Below are 16,840 nucleotides of genomic sequence, written 5' to 3'. Positions count from 1 at the left end.
GGAGAAGGCCTTCGGGATGCTGGAAGCTGCGGGAATCGCACCAGAACTGGAGGCCGTCTACCGGCTCCTCGTGACGGCGGGCGGAGCAACGGCCGAAGACATCGCCCGCCGCACGGACCTGGACGGGACCGACAGCACCCAGGTACTCGAAGCCCTGGTACGCCAGGGGCTGGCCACTCACACCGACGGCACACCACGGATGTTCCGGGCGGTCCCCCCGGACATCGCGCTCCTCCCCCGGATCAAGCACACCGCCGACGCCCTGGACACCGCACGAGCGGAGGCGGGCCGCCTGTTGGAGACGTACCGCGAGACCGCGCGCCGCCACGACGCCGGACAGCTGCTGGAGGTCATCACGGGGGCGGAGGCACTGCGCCAGCGGCTCAAGCAGATCCAGGTCAACGCCCGTGAGGAGATGCTCTGGTTCTGCCGCGCCCAGTACGTGGCCATGCCCTCCGGCAGCAACTCGGAGGAGTTCGAGGCCCTCGCCCGAGGCGTCCGCTACCGGGTGCTGTACGAGAAGGCCTTCTTCGACGACGAGGGGGCCATCGACAACGTGGCGGCGGGCGTGCGCGCCGGCGAAGTCGCCCGCTCCGTCCCGTGGTTGCCCCTGCGCCTGGCGATAGCCGACCGGTCCGTGGGCATCTTCCCCCTGGTGCCCGGTGGCCCCCACGGCAGTCCCGGCGAGCCCACCACCGCACTGGTCAGGGACAGCAGTCTGCTCGACGCCCTGGTCGCCCTCTTCGAAAGCTACTGGGAGAACGCCGTCCCTCTCCATCTCTCGGCGGAAGGTGACGACCTGTCCCCGGACGACTCCATGCCCCACCACCCTGCCTTGTCACCGGCCGACAGCAAGCTGCTGTCTCTGCTGGTTGCAGGGGTCGCGGACAAGGCGATCGCCTCCCAGCTCGGCCTCAGCCGACGGACCGTCCAACGCCGTATCCAGAGTCTGATGACCCGCGCCGGGGCGGGCACCCGCATGCAACTCGCCTGGCAGGCGGCCCGCCGCGGCTGGCTCTGACGGGTTCTCAACTCCGTTGTGCAGCAGAGCCCTTACGGCAGCCGAAACCCCAGGTGCTCGGAGGCCGCCGTGACACCAGCGACCCCCCAGCGCTCCACGACCTGCTCCGTCGTGGACAGGGACCGCAGCTCAGCCCGGTCGAGATAGAGCATCCCGTCGAGATGATCTGCCTCATGCTGCACAATCCGCGCCCCGAGCTCGGCGTACGTCTCGACGTGCTGTCGTCCCCGCTCGTCCTCGCGGGTCACGCTGATCCGGTCCGGTCGAGCCACAACCGCCTGCCAGTCGGTCACGCTCAGACATCCTTCGAAGGCCGCCGTACGCAATCGGCCCACCGCCTCGTAAGAGGGATTGACCAACACCGTGAACGGCACAGGCTGCTGGCCGAGTTCGATGAGCCGGGCGGAGAACGCCTCGGGCGTCTCCAGCACCGCAAGCCGTATCGGAAGACCGACCTGCGGCGCGGCCAGTCCGACGGCTCCAGAGATCTCACCCATCGTCTCGCGCATCCGGGCGATCAGACGCTGCAACAGGTCGTCGTCGAGCTGCCCGTCATAGGCAGGGGTCTTCTGCCGGAGCACGGGATCGCCCGCCTGGACAATGGTCAGTGGGCCCGGCTTCTCAAGAAGTTGAGTCACCTTTTCGGTGAGTTCACTGCTCTCCATGTCTGCACAACCGCAGCCCGAGCAAGGCGAGGTTCACCGAGTGGTTGCAGGAGTGAGGAAGGGCACAGTTCAGGAACAGACAAACAGCTCACATCGGAAGCTCGTGAGCGTGAGCGCTGCTCCGCGGCAATGAGGCCTCGCACGGGAGAATCGTTCTGAGCGAAGAATCGAACTGTTCGAACGAGGGTTGATGTGCGCAAGTTTGTCACCTTTTGCGCCTTGAGTGAAATACCCGCCTTACTCACCAGCGACATTGCCCAGATGGCAGACAAGGCGTCCCGTGGATCGTCCCTCATGTACGTGACGTCAATGAGGGACGATCCACGGGACGCCTACGCAGTTCCGTCAGGTAGCCCGCCGCAGTGGAACGACGACCCGCTCCCCCAGCCTCCCGGGGGTGATCCGGTAGTACCTGATGTGCCCGATCTTCTCGGTCTCTTCCAGCCAGCCGAGCCCGATGACCTGCTTGCGGGTCCGCGAGAAGACCGGCGGCGCCATCCCGACCAACTTGGCCAGCTGAGCCGCCGTCTCCAGAACGGCACCGGAGCGGTCCGTCGGGTGCAGCGCGTAAAGCATGACGACGAGACGCTGGTTGGCGGTCATGCCGGCCGTGGCCTCCAGCAGCCTGAGATTCTGCTGCTTGTCGTCACTGGTCACTTTGCCTCCCACCGTGCGGGGGTGTTCTCGTCGAAGCCCGGGATGTCCGGCGGATTACATGCTTTCACCGCTTCACGCTGTTCCAAGCCTGTTCCGTGAAAAGCAATGTAAGGGGTGATGCGGTACAGGTTGTAGTTCCCGATGCGTCCACGGATCACCAGAACCCGGTGCTTCAGCAGCTTCCTGTTGATCTTCCCGACCGCGTCCGTCGACATGCCCACGCGCTTGGCGATGTCGGCGCCCGTGGCCCGCAACGGCTCCATCCCCTCGGGCGAGACACCGATCCACCACAGGACGAGGAACTTCTCGCTGGGCGTGAAGGCCCTGGACTCAGTAATGGCCTCGACTCTGGCCTTGTCCACCTGAGTGTGCCTGCCGGAGAAGGCGTAGGGGGCATAGGGAATCGGTTCACCGGTGTCGGCGTCGACCAGTCTGCGTACTGCTCCCAACACGTCCTCCGTGCCTAGGTCGTTGCCGCACTGTCCGTTCGGGACGGCCCGTCAGACCGCCGTCATGAACTTAACGTACATGAGCATCAAGTCAATTAACTCTGCCTGTCGGCCGTGTCGTTTGCCTGACAGCACACGATCACGCCCGGCCTTCCCTCACGCGGACACGGGCCGAACCCTCGGCGAGACATGTACGTGACGTCAATTTACCGCTGTCCTGGAACAGTGGTGCTCAGTTCCTGCGAACTGCCTGTACGGCCACAGGAACTGCCTGGCAGTTCGCACAATCGTGGTCCGAACCTCTATCTCTGCAGGTCAGAGCCCCTTTGCCGAGATGTCGCTCTTTTACTTGTGACACAGCCCGGCACTCCCCTCCCCCCACCTCCTCTCGCCCCAGTGACGTACGGGCTCGCGACCACCTCCGCCCCCTCTCCTCCCGCACCACGGAAAGCCAGCCACGACGGACCGGCGCGCGGTCACCCAGGCGCGCGTATGCCTCGGTCAGCCCCCACCCGGCTCAGCCACGTCATGGCCTGTGAACCGGAGGGCTTCAACGGCGAGGAGCCCTCCGTTGAAGCGGACGGGCCCGCGGCCGAAGGTGTAGAGCCGGACTTGCCTCCAGGCTCCTGCTCCTGGCTGACCTATTACGGCGTAATAGGTCGAGACAGCTGTGGCCGGTACGAGACAGTGCTCGTACCGGCCACAGACGCGACAGTCCTCGACAGCCAGGATGCTCAGATCCGCGACTCCATGCGCTGGCTCTGATGCTCGTTGAGGATGTCGAGCATCTTGTCGAACTCCGTGTCGCTCATCTTCTGGATGAGATGCATGGCGATGAACGCCCCATCGTCGTACGGGAGTCGGCGTGCGGTACCCGGTTCGGCCGGGGCCTGGTCCACGTCCCCGCCGACACTCTCGGCCGCCCGGGGATCGGGCAGAGTCTCCCCGGGTTCCGCCGTCGCATCCTTCTTCGCCGTCCGGTCAACCGCCGTCACCGTTGCCGGTGTTGGGTCGGCGGCCGGAGGAACGGTCCTGGAGGGGTGCGGAGTTGGCGTCTCGACGGGAGCTTCCCAGTCGTTGACGGCCTGCGGGGGCACGGACGGCTCCGGTGCCACTTCCTCCCGAGCGACAGCGGGCGCCGGGGCGGGGGCAGGGGCCGCGGCTGAGGCAGGCATCGGTGCGGGTACGGGGGCCGGAGTCGGAGCTCGACGTTCCTCCTCCTTGCGCGCACGCTCCGCCTTGAGTTCCTGGAGGGCAGCCTCCTGGCGCTCGTGGGGTTCCTTGGCGACGGAGCGCAGGAGCTCGACGGGCTCCTCCCCCACCGCGGCTTGGAGTTCTGGGGTCAGGTTCAGCAGCGCCAGCCGCTGGGACACCCAACCTTGCGACTTGCTCAGCCGCTTGGCCAGCTTCACCTGTGACCCGTGGATCGAGAGCAGGCGCTGAAGTGCCCGAGCCTCGTCCAGAGGGTCCAGATCATTACGGTGAATATTGGCGACGAGCGCGGACTCAAGGATGGCGTCGCCATCACTCCCCTGCTCGTCGTCGACCATCACGTTGAGATGCGTGAGTCCTGCCTCGCGTGCGGCCGCCAGTCGGCTGCTGCCGTCCACGACAACATGGGTGGTGTCGGGTTCAAGGTCGTCGGCCCGGGCGGGGTTGGCCTTGAGGTAGGCGTCACGGTTCATGACCGTGATGGCCTGCTTCTGGCCGTGTTCCTTGAGACTGCCCGTGAGTTCGGTCAGATCGCCGAGGGAGGTGCGGGGGTTCTCGGGGTTGGGGCTGATGCGCGTGACGGGCAGTCGGGTCGGAGGTGCCACCCCATCGGTGGGCACACCGGTGGCTGCGCCGATGGCGGCTCGACGAGCGCTGACGGGCCGGGCGCCTCCCCCGAATCGTCCGGCTCCGAGCTGGTCGGCCTTGCTCATGAGATCTCCCGGGCCAGCGCGCGCATGGCGATGGCCTGCTGTGAGGCAGGCGCATAGCTCAGCAGCGGCTGCTTCATACGGACGGCTTCCTTCTGTTCCTTGAGGTCGCTGATGAGGCCTACGACGCGCGGATCCTTTATGTCGATCCAGCCCTGGAGGGAGGACGTGGCGATGTATCCACGTCGGCCGTCGTAGAGGTTGACGACGATGCCCAAGTAGTCGATGTCGAGGGCGAGGTCGTTGCGGAGATCCTCTATCTGGTTCGTCAGCAGGTCGTAGGCGTCAGCAGAGCTGTCCTCGGCCTGGACCACGATCAGGGCCCCGGACTGCCCCGGGCCTTCACTGTCACGGCGGCGCCCGTAGTAGGCCGCGGCATCCATGCTGAGTCCGAGGCTGGGCGGGCAGTCCACGATGACTACGTCGTAATCGGCTTCGAGCGGCAGGAGGGCCCGCTCCAAGGCGGCTTCTCGAGCACGCACTGCGGACAGGCGTACATCGAGGAGGAAGGCATCATGGCACGCGGGCAGCAGATGCAGTCGTCCACCGAAGTGGTCCTCATCGATCGAGACGATCAGGTCCTTCAGCTCACCCTTGGGGTCGCCGGCCATGTGATTGGTGAGGCTGTCACCGTTCATCGCCAGGGGAGCGGCACCCAGTTGATTGGTGAGGTGGCACTGGGGGTCGAAGTCGACCAGCAGGACGCGGAGTCCAGGCCCGGGAAGCTTCTCCACATCCAGCGGGTCGTTCTCCACGACGGTCTCATCAGCGTCGTCGGCCCGGAGCGCCGAGGCCAGGGCCTTGGCAACCCGAACGGGGAACAGCCGGTTGGGGTCTTCGGAGAGGGCTTCCCCTACTCCGGCAGTAATGGCGGTCTTGCCGACGCCGCCCTTCTGGTTGCACACAACGATCCGGCGGGTGATGGCGGGTCGCTGCACATCGGGTGCGGGGTTGGTGTCGAGCCAGAGCTGAACGGACTGGGCGAGGCCCTGAATCAGGGAGACGCGTCGGTCCTCCGCAACCTTGCGGAACGCTTCCCACTGTCCCGGTGGCAGGAAGGTGGAGAAGGACTCCGCTCCAGCGGTGTCGACCGTCGCGGTGGCTGAGGCAAGGTCGCACCAGGCGGTGATGCCCTGCTCGACGGCGGTCTGAATCTCGATGCCGAGCTGGGCGGTTCTGACTTTGAGGTTCTGCCGGAGCCATCCCGGCAGCTTGGAGACGACCTTGGCTCGGTCGCTTGAGGTGGCTGGCATACTCATGGCGCTACCTTACTAACGTCAGAGATCATCTGCTGCATCGACACGTTAGTTAGTGCGAGTTGGCGATGCGAGGAACCCTCGTGCCCCTATTACGGCGTAATAGCTCGGCCGGGTTCACAAGACACGTCGTACGGCACGCCGGGACCACTCAGACTCCACGAGTGCCCCTCTCCTTACAAGCCCCTGCGTCGCACAGGACTCATCCTCACGACGAGGGATCAAGCGTCTGTCGAGTCCTCAGACCTATTACGCCGTAATAGGTTCCTCGCTACTCCTGCTGTAGTTCCACCGCCGCGGCCAGTGCCAGACGGGCCTCATCGGTGAGGGCGACAGAACGGGCGCTCTGCTGTTCCAGTTTGGTCAGGGACCGCAGCGCGGCGTCGAGATAGCGCTTGAGGCTCACCATTTGCAGTGGGGTCCGGCAGTGGGGGAGTACCGCCTCGATCTCCTCCAGCCAGTAGTCGGTGTCTTCGTCCCGCACCAGCGCCTCGCGTTGCTCCAGCAGCCGAGTGGCCACGGGGACCATGAGGGCGTGCCGACGCTGGGCTTCTTCCTGAGCCCTCCGCTCAGCGGCCTCCGCTCGGGCCAGCCGGCGCTCGGCCTCCAGTACCGCTTCAGGTGTCCGCCTGACGTGGTGGCCTGACGAAGGGTCATCGATCAGCCCGGCCGCCTTCAAACGCTTCGCTTTGTTGTACGCGGCGCTTGCCGCGCCCACTGCCAGCACGGGGGCCAGCTGGATCCACTGGGCTCCTGCGCCCCGGGCATCGTCCACTGCCCGCGCCTGATGGAGCTCGGTCTGCTCGCGGAGGTACTCCCACAACTGCACCCGCTTCAGCGCTGCGGCGCGCTGCACGGCAGGAGGTTGCTTGCTCAACGCCCTGGCGTGCTTTTCCAGATACAGCAGCGCACCGAACAGCTCCTCGTCGGCGGGCATCAGCTCCACGTCCGGGTCTTCTGCCTCCTCATGCGTCTGCCGCAGCTCTGCGACCACAGCAGCAGCATCCAGGGTCCCAATTCGCATAGGTGCCCTGACCAGGGGATTCGTCGGCCGGGCCGCACTCCGGGCGCGCTTCTTCATGCCAACATCCTGTCCCACAGAGCCTGTTTCACATTCTGTGAAACGCCACCGGCCCAGGACAGTCTTCCTGACAGGGGCGCTACTGGGTGGGCAGCCTCCCCTGGCGGGGCTATTACGGCGTAATAGCCCGCGGGGGAGCGGAGGAGTCCCCTCCGGTCCAGCTGCCTGGAGCAGGCACGGCCGTCTCAGGGACTGAAACGTCATCCGCCCCACCCACGACGGGGGAGTGGCTTCGCGAGTTTCTGGTCCCTGCTCCTCCACTCCCCACATCAGAGCAACGAGTGCAGGGACCGAAGAGGTTCACGCCATTTCGGACCTGGAAGCAGCAGGCCTCAGGGACCAGGGTCTGAAGGCGGGGACTGAGAGGGACCGGGGGAGTTTCGGTCCCTGCGTCTCGGTCCCTGGTGTTTTCGCAGGTCAGAGGGCTTTTGCCGGTCAGGATAGGGACTGAAGGGACTGAACGTCGCCATTATGACGTAGACAAGACATGTATTCGTACGCGCGGGCGTATACGAACCACATATCTAGTACAGCTCATAATGGCGGAGTTCAGTCCCTACAGTCCCTGTTCCGCTAGGCTGTACCTCTCTGACCTGCGGCGATACCCAGGGACCGAAGGGGGACCCCATGAAGTACAGCCCCTGCCTCTTCGGTCCCTGGACCCTTTGGTCCCTCTGAGCCCCTCCCAGAGGCTGCCAACGGGTCTCCGAGTCTTCGGTCCCTGCCGCCCCTAGGGTGGGACCCCGACGCGGGGACCGAAGGGACCCAAGGGACTGAGGAACCTGATAGAAACGGCACGCCGATTGGACAACCTTCCTTTTGCGCAGGTGGGCCTTACACTCTTTTCGCATCAGAGTCCCTTCGGTCCCTGACGGGGTGGCAGCGCGTCAGGTGTGTGAAGTGATCGGGCAGACAGAAGTGACAAGGACGATTCCTGTGCCGCGCGAAGGTGAGGACCGAGACAGTGCCGCCAGAGTCGCGCCCGCGTCCCCTGCGCCCCCGCAGGCCGTCGCCCGATGGTGTGCGGCGCAGGGCTGGCCGGTGCATCCCCTCTCCCCGGGTCGCAAGACCCCTGTCGGCAACTGTGCTTCCTGCTCGGGGCAGCGACATGAGCCGACGACCTGCCCTTGTCTCCCCGCCGGTCGCCCTTGCCATGGCTTTCATGCGGCAACGACCGATCCTGAACTCATCGACCGGTGGTGGGGCGACGCGCCGTCCGCAGGAGTGGGTGTCGCCTGTGGCCCGGCAGGTCTTCTCGTGATTGACATCGATGCCCACCAGGTGTCTGTCGTGGACCGGGCGCACCTGTTGCCGGGTATCTCGATTCCTGAGCAGGTCGAGCTCACAGGACTCGCCTCGGGCTTCGACACGTTGGCACTTCTGGCGGCCTATCGCGGGGAGAAGAATCCTGCCCAGGACGAGGACACGCTGAGGGTCCGCACCCCGTCCGGCGGCCTGCATGTCTGGTACCGAACTCCCGACGCCGCTACCCGCTACCGCTGTTCGACCGGTTCCGGACGCAACACGGCGCTCGCCTGGCAGGTCGATGTCCGTGCCGAGGGGGGCTACATCGTGGCCCCGGGCACCCGTACGCCCCAGGGTGTCTACCGTGCCGAAGGGGCCGCCCGGTATCCGGCCGTAATACCGCGGTGGCTACAGAGCGAGCTGCGCCGCACAGGACATGTCATCGAGCCTAGGGCTGCAAAGCCCGCAGGCTTCGAGCACTCGGCACCTGCCCTGTCTCCCGCGGCAGCACCCCCGGTCAGGAACGGCCCGAAGCGAACAGGGTCCGCTCATCAGGTCATCGACCCCCTGATCGCTCAGGTCGCGGAGTGTGCTGCCGCTGCGGAGGGCACGGGCTTCTCCGAAAAGCTCAACAGGGCCGCTTACACAGCCGGTGGGCTGGTCGGTGCGGGCCATCTGGAGCACGCCGCCATTCGCGACCGACTTGTCCGTGTCGCTCACTATGCCCGCCCTTGGCAGCAGTCCAGGAATGAAAAGATCGTTGACGACGCCCTTGCCGTAGGGTCCGTCCGCCCTCTTCACCTCAAAGGACGTCCATGAGCAGCAGTGCCGAAGGCTCCCCGCGTTTTGATCCGCAGGCTGCCGCTCAGCAGATGCTCGACCTTCAGTCGGCGGACATGGCTCCCGGCGCTGCCCGGCTCCCGGCGCAGGGCTTCACCGGTTCCTCGGTCGCCACGGTCCCGCAGGCGGCTCCGGTGCCCCAAGTCGTCGCTCCCGGCGCCGGCCTCAGCGTTCCCACCGTGCTGCCTCCCTCGCTCTCCGACCGGGGTAACGCACGGCTCTTCGTCCAGCTGCACCGTGACCAGTTCCGCCACGTCGAGGGTCTGGGCTGGTTCTCCTGGGACGGCTACCGGTGGAAGCGCGGGGGAGGGGAGAAGGCCGCACTGTGGGCCGCGGGGGAGATGGCTGAGGACATGCCGCTCAACGATCCGCGCGGTGTCTTCAGCGACCGCGAACTCGCCCAGCACAAGCGGCGCACCCTGTCGACCACCGGCCTCAAAGCCCTTCTGACGCAGGCGAAGGCGTCCCCGGACATCTCCGTCGACCCTGACCGGCTCGACGGCGACCCTTATGCCCTGTGCACGCCTGAGGGCGTGGTGGACCTGAACAACGGACAACTGCGCAAGGCCGATCCCACTCGCGACTTCCACTCCCGTGCCACCAGCGTCGCCCCGCAGGACATGGACACCCCTCGCTGGCACCGCTTCCTCGCCGACACCTTCGGGGACGACGACGAGGGCCAGGAGATGATCGACTTCCTGCACCTGCTGCTCGGGTACTCGATCACGGGCGACGTGGGCGCCCAGGTGCTGCCCTTTCTCCATGGTGAGGGCAAGAACGGCAAGTCCGTGCTGCTCGACATCATGATCCAGATCCTCGGCGACTACGCTGACGCGGCCCCGCCGGGCTTCTTGATGGACCGCGGTGCTTTCTCGGAGCACTCCACCGAGCTGACCGAACTGCACGGGCGCCGCCTGGTGGTGTGCAGCGAGCTGAAGCCCAACGATAAATTCGACGAGGCCCGGGTCCGGCTGCTGACGGGTGGCGACAAGATCAAGGCCCGCCGCATGCGGCAGGACTACTTCTCGTTCACCCCCACGCATCACCTGTGGCTGCTGGGCAACCACCGCCCGGAGGTCTCCACCGGCGGCTTCGCGTTCTGGCGCCGCATCCGCCTGCTGCCCTTCACGCGCACAGTTCCGGCGCACCGCAGGATCGACAACCTCGCCTTCGAACTCGTACGGGACGAGGGCCCAGGGATCCTGCACTGGCTGATCCAGGGCGCGCAACGGTATCTGCGCACCAGAGACCCGCTGGAGGGCCCCGACCGGGTCCGTATCGCCACCACGGCCTACGCCACCACCGAGGATCACATCGGCCGCTTCCTCGCCGAGTGCTGCACCCGGGACTGCGATCCCGGCAAGGACCTGCGGGTCGAACAGGGGCTGCTCTACGCGGAGTACAGCTCGTGGTGCAACGCAGGCGAGGGCATCCGGCCGGCGACTCCGAGGGCGTTCGCGAACCGCGTCCGTCAGGAAGTGGGAGTGGCCTCACCGAACGACATGATCAAGTCGAACGGCCGTAAGTATTACCCCGGTATCGGCCTGCTGGAGCAGGCATGAAGGCTGGCGTCGGGCAGCCGTCCACCCGACGTGCCCTACACCGGTGTCCCGGTGCGCTCTACGATGGTGGCCCGGCCCCGCACGCGGTGGTCCTCACAGAGCGGCCCGTCACTTTGCGGCGAGCGGGCCGGAGCGGGACGGATCGATGCCCGGACATGCCTCCATGGCGGGGGAGCATGCCGACGAAGGAGGGGCTGCAGCCATGAGTTCGCTGTTGACCGAGAGCGACCTCATCCACGAGGCCGAGGTGGTGTGGCTGGAGAACCTCGAACGGCTCGACTACGTCCGTCAGGCGCTGGACAAGACCAGGAGGCGCAACACCAAGCCGCCGTACGCGCGCGACGGCAGGATGGTGGGTTACGCGCTGCTGGACGAGGATGCCTCCCCGGACCCCGACAGTGGCCTGTACAAGCGGCGGGTCTTCTTCCTGCTGCCCCACGACCGTGACAGCCTGCCCGACGGTCTCTACCGCGAGGGTGCGCCGGGCGAGGCCGTCGACCCGCGCACCATCGAGCCGAAGAAGCCGGGCGCCAAGACTCCCCGCTCGCAGTCCGGCTCGGTCGCCGTGGCGTCGGCGCCCTGACTGCTTCACCGTCGACTTCCGGAGCAAGCACGCACAGGCTCACAGGCGGTGGCATCCGGAGCGTGCAGACAAGTCCCCTCTACTACGACGCACCGCCGCCCGTACCGGGTTCACGTGCGTCGACCCTGACACAGCCGACGCACGTGAACCTGGCGCTGCCTACGCCGTGTCCCGCAGGACGAAGTCCCGGACAGCCGCCGCGAACGTCTCGGGCTCCTCGACGTGCCCCATGTGTCCGCTGTTCTCCAACACCAGCAGTTGTGAGTCGGGGATCAGCTCGTCCAGTTCATAGCCCCAGCGCGGCCCGCAGATCACATCGTGACGGCCCACGATCACGAGCGCGGGCGGTTCCAGCTCCTTGAGCGCGGCGCGGTCGTCGATGACGTCGGGGGCGAGGTGCTCGTCCAGGCCTGAGATGTAGGTGGCCCGGACCGCGTCCCGGAACGGGGCCAACTGTTCTTCGTTGCCCCAGTAGTCGGCGAAGTACGAAGGCAGTACACCCCGTGCGACCGCCAGGGTCTGCTCATCGCTGGAGATGCTGCCCATGGCACCGAACGCGGCCAGGACATCGGGGAGGCCGGGATGGCCCGCGTGCTTGGCGATGAACGCCTCCACCATGCGGTTCGCCTCGGCGCCGTGTTCGGGTCCGGTGACGGGGGCCCCCTCGTACAGCACGACGCCCGCCACCTGCTCGGGGTGGTGCAGGGCGTGGTAAGCGGCGACGAAGGCGCCGTGCGAGTGCCCCAGCAGGTGCACCTTGCGCACGCCCAGCCGGTTGATCAGCACCTGGAGGAAGCGGCTGTAGCGCTCGCGGGTGTAGCCGTGGGGGTGCGAGGGCAGCCGGCTGTCCTCGGACGTGCCCACGGGTTCGACGTAGACCATCGTCAGGTGCTCTTCGAGGGCCGGCATGCGCAGGTACTCCCAGAAGATGCCGGGGCCACCGGGATGCGCCACGCACACCGGCCCGCGGCCGTGCACGTGATAGCGCTGGGTGATTCCGCCTGTCTGATAGGAGTGAACACCGGGGGAGAGGGGGTCGGTGTGGGTGGGGGGCGTGGTCATAAAGATCTCCGTCAGGTCCGCGAGGGTCAGTGACACCGACAAGACGCCCCGGAACCGGAGAAGTTTTACCGCCATGGTGTGATCTGGATCACGCTCGATGGGGGCCGGTCATCAGGCCGCTGTAGGCGCCTGCACAGGCGTCGGCTGTGGGCGTGCCGCGTGGTACAGGGAGACCCGGTCGAAGCGGCCGCCGTCGAGCGACATGATCCAGGCGACACCGGGCGGGCAGTGCTCAGGGTCGTCGGGCGGGCTGACCAGCTCCATCTCCCACACGACCAGCGACCGTCCGGCCACCACGTGCAGCGGGCGCTGGCGCACCCCCGCCGAGAGATCCCCGTCCATGCCCGCCAGCAGCAGGTCGGCGCCGCCGAGCCGTTGCCCGCCGGCCAGCAGTGCGACCTCGGGGGAGTAGCGGTCCTTGACCACCTTGTCGAAGTCGCCGCGCTCGGCGGCCGCCAGTGTCTCGCGTGCCTCCTGCCAGCTGGCTTCGGTACGACGTGAGGCGTCGTCGTGAGCCGAGGCGGCGGTGGCGGTGAGGGCCTGGGCCAGGGCGGTGCGTGCCTGGTTCAGTCGGCTGCGCACCGTGCTCACCGGAACGGCGCAGGCCTCGGCGATCTGCTGGTAGGAGGTGACTCCGGTGGAGAAGTACCGCAGGATGAGCGGCAGCCGCAGGGTCGGCGACAACGCCTCCACCGCTTCCCAGACCCAGTCCCGCAGCGCATGGCTCTGCAGGACCTGTTCGGGCGTGGCGCCGGAAGAGGGCAGGGGGAGCGTCTCCATGGGCTCGACCCGCCGAGCGTCCCGCAGCAGCGTGCGGCAGCAGTTGCGTACGACCATGCGCAGCCAGGGCCCCACAGCCTCCGGGTCACGCACGTCCACGATCCGGCGCAGCGCCACCAGCGCCGCCTCCTGCATGACGTCGTCCACGTCCGGGCCCGGCCCCAGCAGACTGAGCGCCACCGCCCGCATGCCGGGCCGGTGCCGCTCCAGCAGGAGAGCCAGCGCGGACACGTCGCCCGACTGCGCCGCAAGGGTCAGAGCCGCGTCCTGCGGCGGGCCGGCGTCTCCCGGTATCGCGTTCATACCTGTCCTCCCGGCCACGACACGTGTCTTCGACCTTAACTCGTGGCGCGGGGTCGGGGCTCAGTACCAGTGGTTGGCCTGCCAGAACGTCCATGCCGCGCAGGGGCTGCCGTACACGCCGTTCATGTAGTTGAGGCCCCACTTGATCTGGGTGGCCGGGTTGGTCTGCCAGTCGGCGCCGACCGAGGACATCTTGGAGCCCGGCAGCGCCTGGAAGAGGCCGTAGGCGCCGGAGGAGGCGTTCACGGCGCGGTAGTTCCAGCTGGACTCGTGGTCCACGATGTTGCTGAAGCACTGGAACTGGCCGCTCGGCACCATCTGGGCCGCCATCGCCTGGATCTGCGCGACCGTGTAGGAGCTCTGCACGGGGAAGCTGGACGCGGACCGGGAGGCCGCCGTCTTGGCCTCGGCGCGTTCCTTGGCTTCCTTCGCCGCTTTCTCGGCGGCTTCCTTCTTCTCGATCGCCGACTTGGCAGCAGCCTTGCGGGCCGATTCCTCGGCGTCCTTCTTGGCGCTCGCGTCCGCCTGGATGGCCTGGACGTTGGCCTGCTGCGTCAGCGACGCGGTCTGCACCTGGGCCTGCTGGCCTGCGGGTATGCCCGCGAGGAGCGTCGTCTCGGCTGCTGTCGCCTCGGCGTCGTTCGTCTGTGCGGTGCTGCCCGAGGCAACGCCTACGACGCTTCCGACAGCGGTGACCGCGGTGGCAGAGGCCACTGCGAATCCCCGGACCGAGATGGGGCTCACGCGATTTCCTTCCGGTGCGTCCGCGGGGGAGTGCCGGGACCGTGGCGGGCAACTCGTCTGACGGCCCTGGTAGTTGGAAAACTCTGCCGTTCGTCGACAGATAGCGCAAATGTTGGAGCAGGTGTGAATACTCACACCTGTTGTCGCTCGCGCGGCTGCGACGACTGAACTTTCCGCAGGGTTCGACACGTGTACCAAGAAGCCCCCTACCAGGACAGGTGGCTTGACGCGGAAAGGCTGGTCATCGGACATGTCCAAGGCATTCACGAAATCCTTCGAGGTCCGCTGGGACGATGTGGACGCCAACGGCCATCTGCGCAACACGCGATACCTGGAGTACGCCGCCACGGCCAGGCTCGGCTTCCTGATGGAGGCGGGCTGGACCCCACGGGCCATACACCAGGCGGGTGTTGCCCCTGTGACGCTCAGCGACGAGGTCCGCTATCTGCGCGAGGTGTTCCCGGCCGAAGCGGTCACGGTGGACACCCGTGTCATCGGGCTGAGCCAGGACGTGTCACGCTGGCGGTTCGAGCACATCCTCACCCGCGAGAGCGGTGAGAAGGCCGCCGAGGTGCGCACCCTGGGTGCCTGGATCGACCTCGCCACCCGCAAGATCGCCGCGCCCCCGGCCGAACTGCAGGCTCTTTTCGAGACCGTCCGGACCGCCGACTGCCAGGACCTCACCTCCACCAGGTCCTGATCCTCGGCCGTGGGTGGGGTGGTCGTCCTCATGTCGGGGAAGAGCACGAGGACGACCACCCCGTCCTGCGTCCAGGCCAGCCAGTGAACACCCTGGCGCAGGAGTTCTTCTCTGAGGCAACGGGGTTGAGGGCACGGCAGGTTCACAGGCAAGAGAATCAACCGGCCCCGGCGGTGCGATTCGGCACTGTTTGTCCCCTCACGACCGCATGCGAACCGGAGCACGGATGACGAACGACCCGACGACGACGCCTGCTTCGGCACCGCTGGCGGTGCCGTTGCCGGACACCGCGCGGCTGCGCCGGCACGTGGAATTCCTCGCCGCCGAGCCTCGCAGCCGGCTGCGGGCGCCCCAGGGCATGGGTCGTGCCGAGACCTACGTCCATGACCAACTGGCCGCGGTGGGCTGGTCGGTGGGGCGGCGACCGTTCGACGTGCGCTGGCAGATCGGCTCGACGGACCGGCACGGCCACCGGGCGCTCGCTCTGAAACCGCGCCTGCACCGGCGCTTGCGCGGAGCGAACCTCATCGCCTCGCTGCCCGGCTCCGGTACCGGACCGGCCGTGGTGGTCGGCGCTCATCTGGACAGCGTCAGCGGCAGTCCGGGCGCGGACGACAACGCCTCCGGCGTGGCGGTCCTGCTGGAGACGGCCCGTCTGCTGGCCGAGGCGCCGGCGCCCGCGCGCGTTGTCCTGGCCGTGTTCGACATGGAGGAGCTCGGGCTGATCGGGGCTCGTCAGGCCGCCCGCGAACTGGCCGGGGGCGGCGGTGTGCGGGGGATGATCTGCCTGGAATCCGTCGGGTATTTCGCGGACGACCCCGGCACGCAGAAACTGCCCGTCGGCTTCGAGCGGGTCTTTCCCGAGGCGTCCGCGGCGGTTCGCGCAGGCGGCCACCGGGGCGACTTCACCCTCGTGGTGCACCGGCATTCCTCGACCGCGGCGGCACGGGTGTGGCAGCAGGCCGCCGCGGCTGCCTCCCCCTCGCTCCCGGCCCTGCTGCTGCGCGATCCACGGCCCGACGGCCCGCTGGGCCTGCTCATCGGTCTGGCCGTTCCGCCCGCCAACCATCTGGGACGCAGTGACCACGCCCCGTTCTGGAACCGCGGGATTCCCGCGCTGATGCTCACCGACACCGCGACCTTCCGCAATCCGCACTACCACCGGTCGACGGACGTGCCGAGGACTCTCGACTACGACCGCCTGACCTCGGTCACCGCGGCCACCGCCCTGTCCGCCGCCGCGTGGCCCGAGCCACAGCGCACGCCACGCCCCCGGCACTGACGAAGGCGCCGACGCTCAACGCGAGGTCAGTCGCAGTGGGGCTGCGGCTCCTGGAGCAGGTCCGCGGTCGCGGCATCCCAGTCGATCTCGCTGAGCTCGGCACCGGCGGGCACCAGCTCGTACGTGTCGGCCAGCCACTGAGCCAGCGGCGGTACGGGCAGCTCGAACAGGGCCGCCGTGTCCCGGGAGGTCAGTTGCAGACGCGCGGTGGCGCCGTCTCCGAACGAGGACGGCCACATCTGGATGTCGCCGAGACCGCTCACCGAGTGGAGCCCCTGCTGCAGAATCTCGCGGCCGATCCGCCACAGGACTCGCGGGCCGTGCTCGACGGCCAGCTCCACGGAGACGACCCACGGCGCATCGGGGTCGTATCGGAACGTCGCTCGTACGGCCTGCCGGGCAGTGAGGTCCAGCACGCGCTCGATGTCCAGGACCAGCTCAGGACGACCGTCCGATGCCGTTCGGCGGGTCTGTCGGTCTGGTTGGTTGCCGCTCATGACGAGTGGATCCCTCTCTGTGGCAGAAGCTGGCCCGATCCACTGTGGTCGCCCCGGCAGCGACGTACATAAGTAACTTGACCGGCCATCTTCACCGCCTTACGGAGCACAGACGGTCTGCGCCGGTCCGCGGGCGCCTCTCGAGACGGACCCGTGTCCGTTTGACGGCGGCCTGGCCGGGCGCCTGGTCC

The 16,840-nt window shown here is 67.4% G+C and carries 16 protein-coding genes; 6 read left to right on the top strand and 10 right to left on the bottom strand.

Features of this window, described 5'->3' with window-relative positions; all coding sequences use genetic code 11:
• Positions 1 to 16: 16 nt before the first annotated feature.
• Positions 17 to 1,021, top strand: coding sequence for a LuxR family transcriptional regulator (locus DI272_RS14740; protein WP_109495811.1), 1,005 nt, complete (start codon positions 17 to 19; stop codon positions 1,019 to 1,021).
• Positions 1,022 to 1,053: 32 nt separating this feature from the next.
• Here DI272_RS14740 and DI272_RS14735 read toward each other — a convergent pair whose 3' ends face one another.
• The 6 genes from DI272_RS14735 to DI272_RS45285 form a co-directional block, all read right to left on the bottom strand.
• Positions 1,054 to 1,686 (bottom strand): peptide deformylase, encoded by a 633-nt coding sequence (locus DI272_RS14735; protein ID WP_109495810.1) that lies wholly within the window; start codon positions 1,684 to 1,686, stop codon positions 1,054 to 1,056.
• A 345-nt stretch (positions 1,687 to 2,031) separates the two neighbouring features.
• Positions 2,032 to 2,343: a replication initiation protein, RepL2 gene (locus tag DI272_RS14730; protein WP_109495809.1), complete on the bottom strand. Its 312-nt coding sequence runs from the start codon at positions 2,341 to 2,343 to the stop codon at positions 2,032 to 2,034.
• Complete coding sequence (locus tag DI272_RS14725) at positions 2,340 to 2,792, bottom strand: MarR family transcriptional regulator (RefSeq protein ID WP_109500839.1); 453 nt, start codon at positions 2,790 to 2,792, stop codon at positions 2,340 to 2,342. Before DI272_RS14725 ends, DI272_RS14730 begins: the two co-directional genes overlap by 4 nt.
• Positions 2,793 to 3,526: 734 nt before the next feature.
• Complete coding sequence (locus DI272_RS14720; protein ID WP_109495808.1) at positions 3,527 to 4,717, bottom strand: ParB/RepB/Spo0J family partition protein; 1,191 nt, start codon at positions 4,715 to 4,717, stop codon at positions 3,527 to 3,529.
• A complete protein-coding gene (locus DI272_RS14715; protein ID WP_109495807.1) occupies positions 4,714 to 5,973 on the bottom strand; it encodes a ParA family protein in 1,260 nt (419 codons plus the stop codon). The genes DI272_RS14720 and DI272_RS14715 overlap by 4 nt, the downstream gene beginning before the upstream one ends.
• 268 nt (positions 5,974 to 6,241) lie before the next feature.
• Positions 6,242 to 7,051: a hypothetical protein gene (locus DI272_RS45285; RefSeq protein WP_258314559.1), complete on the bottom strand. Its 810-nt coding sequence runs from the start codon at positions 7,049 to 7,051 to the stop codon at positions 6,242 to 6,244.
• Between the two features lie 876 nt (positions 7,052 to 7,927).
• Between DI272_RS45285 and DI272_RS14705 the strand changes: the two genes are divergently transcribed.
• The 3 genes from DI272_RS14705 (at position 7,928) to DI272_RS14695 (ending at position 11,281) form a co-directional block, all read left to right on the top strand.
• Positions 7,928 to 9,115 (top strand): bifunctional DNA primase/polymerase, encoded by a 1,188-nt coding sequence (locus DI272_RS14705; RefSeq protein ID WP_309221658.1) that lies wholly within the window; start codon positions 7,928 to 7,930, stop codon positions 9,113 to 9,115.
• Positions 9,112 to 10,698, top strand: a complete 1,587-nt coding sequence (locus DI272_RS14700; protein ID WP_109495805.1) for a phage/plasmid primase, P4 family — start codon at positions 9,112 to 9,114, stop codon at positions 10,696 to 10,698. Before DI272_RS14705 ends, DI272_RS14700 begins: the two co-directional genes overlap by 4 nt.
• A gap of 202 nt (positions 10,699 to 10,900) precedes the next feature.
• Entirely contained in the window at positions 10,901 to 11,281 is a 381-nt protein-coding gene (locus tag DI272_RS14695; RefSeq protein WP_097275318.1) for a DUF6009 family protein, read from the top strand.
• Between the two features lie 159 nt (positions 11,282 to 11,440).
• Here the strand turns inward: DI272_RS14695 and DI272_RS14690 are convergent, their stop codons facing one another.
• The 3 genes from DI272_RS14690 to DI272_RS14680 form a co-directional block, all read right to left on the bottom strand.
• A complete protein-coding gene (locus DI272_RS14690) occupies positions 11,441 to 12,343 on the bottom strand; it encodes an alpha/beta fold hydrolase (RefSeq protein WP_109495804.1) in 903 nt (300 codons plus the stop codon).
• Between the two features lie 111 nt (positions 12,344 to 12,454).
• Positions 12,455 to 13,426 carry an RNA polymerase sigma factor gene (locus tag DI272_RS14685; protein WP_109495803.1) on the bottom strand — a complete coding sequence of 324 codons (972 nt, stop codon included), beginning with the start codon at positions 13,424 to 13,426 and terminating at the stop codon, positions 12,455 to 12,457.
• A gap of 60 nt (positions 13,427 to 13,486) precedes the next feature.
• On the bottom strand, positions 13,487 to 14,170 hold the full coding sequence (locus DI272_RS14680) for a lytic transglycosylase domain-containing protein (protein ID WP_181387185.1): 684 nt from the start codon (positions 14,168 to 14,170) through the stop codon (positions 13,487 to 13,489).
• Between the two features lie 250 nt (positions 14,171 to 14,420).
• Between DI272_RS14680 and DI272_RS14675 the strand changes: the two genes are divergently transcribed.
• Both DI272_RS14675 and DI272_RS14670 read left to right on the top strand, forming a co-directional pair.
• The gene (locus tag DI272_RS14675; RefSeq protein ID WP_109495802.1) at positions 14,421 to 14,870 is read left to right on the top strand and encodes a thioesterase family protein; all 450 of its coding nucleotides are present in this window, start codon (positions 14,421 to 14,423) and stop codon (positions 14,868 to 14,870) included.
• A 226-nt stretch (positions 14,871 to 15,096) separates the two neighbouring features.
• Positions 15,097 to 16,152: a M28 family peptidase gene (locus tag DI272_RS14670; protein WP_109495801.1), complete on the top strand. Its 1,056-nt coding sequence runs from the start codon at positions 15,097 to 15,099 to the stop codon at positions 16,150 to 16,152.
• Between the two features lie 26 nt (positions 16,153 to 16,178).
• Here the strand turns inward: DI272_RS14670 and DI272_RS14665 are convergent, their stop codons facing one another.
• Positions 16,179 to 16,568: an SsgA family sporulation/cell division regulator gene (locus tag DI272_RS14665; protein ID WP_309221657.1), complete on the bottom strand. Its 390-nt coding sequence runs from the start codon at positions 16,566 to 16,568 to the stop codon at positions 16,179 to 16,181.
• Positions 16,569 to 16,840 lie beyond the last annotated feature (272 nt).

It is taken from the genome of Streptomyces sp. Act143 (assembly GCF_003143935.1).
GTDB lineage: Bacteria > Actinomycetota > Actinomycetes > Streptomycetales > Streptomycetaceae > Streptomyces.
Note: the sequence above shows the minus strand (reverse complement) of the source record. Positions and strands in the feature narration are given on the sequence as shown.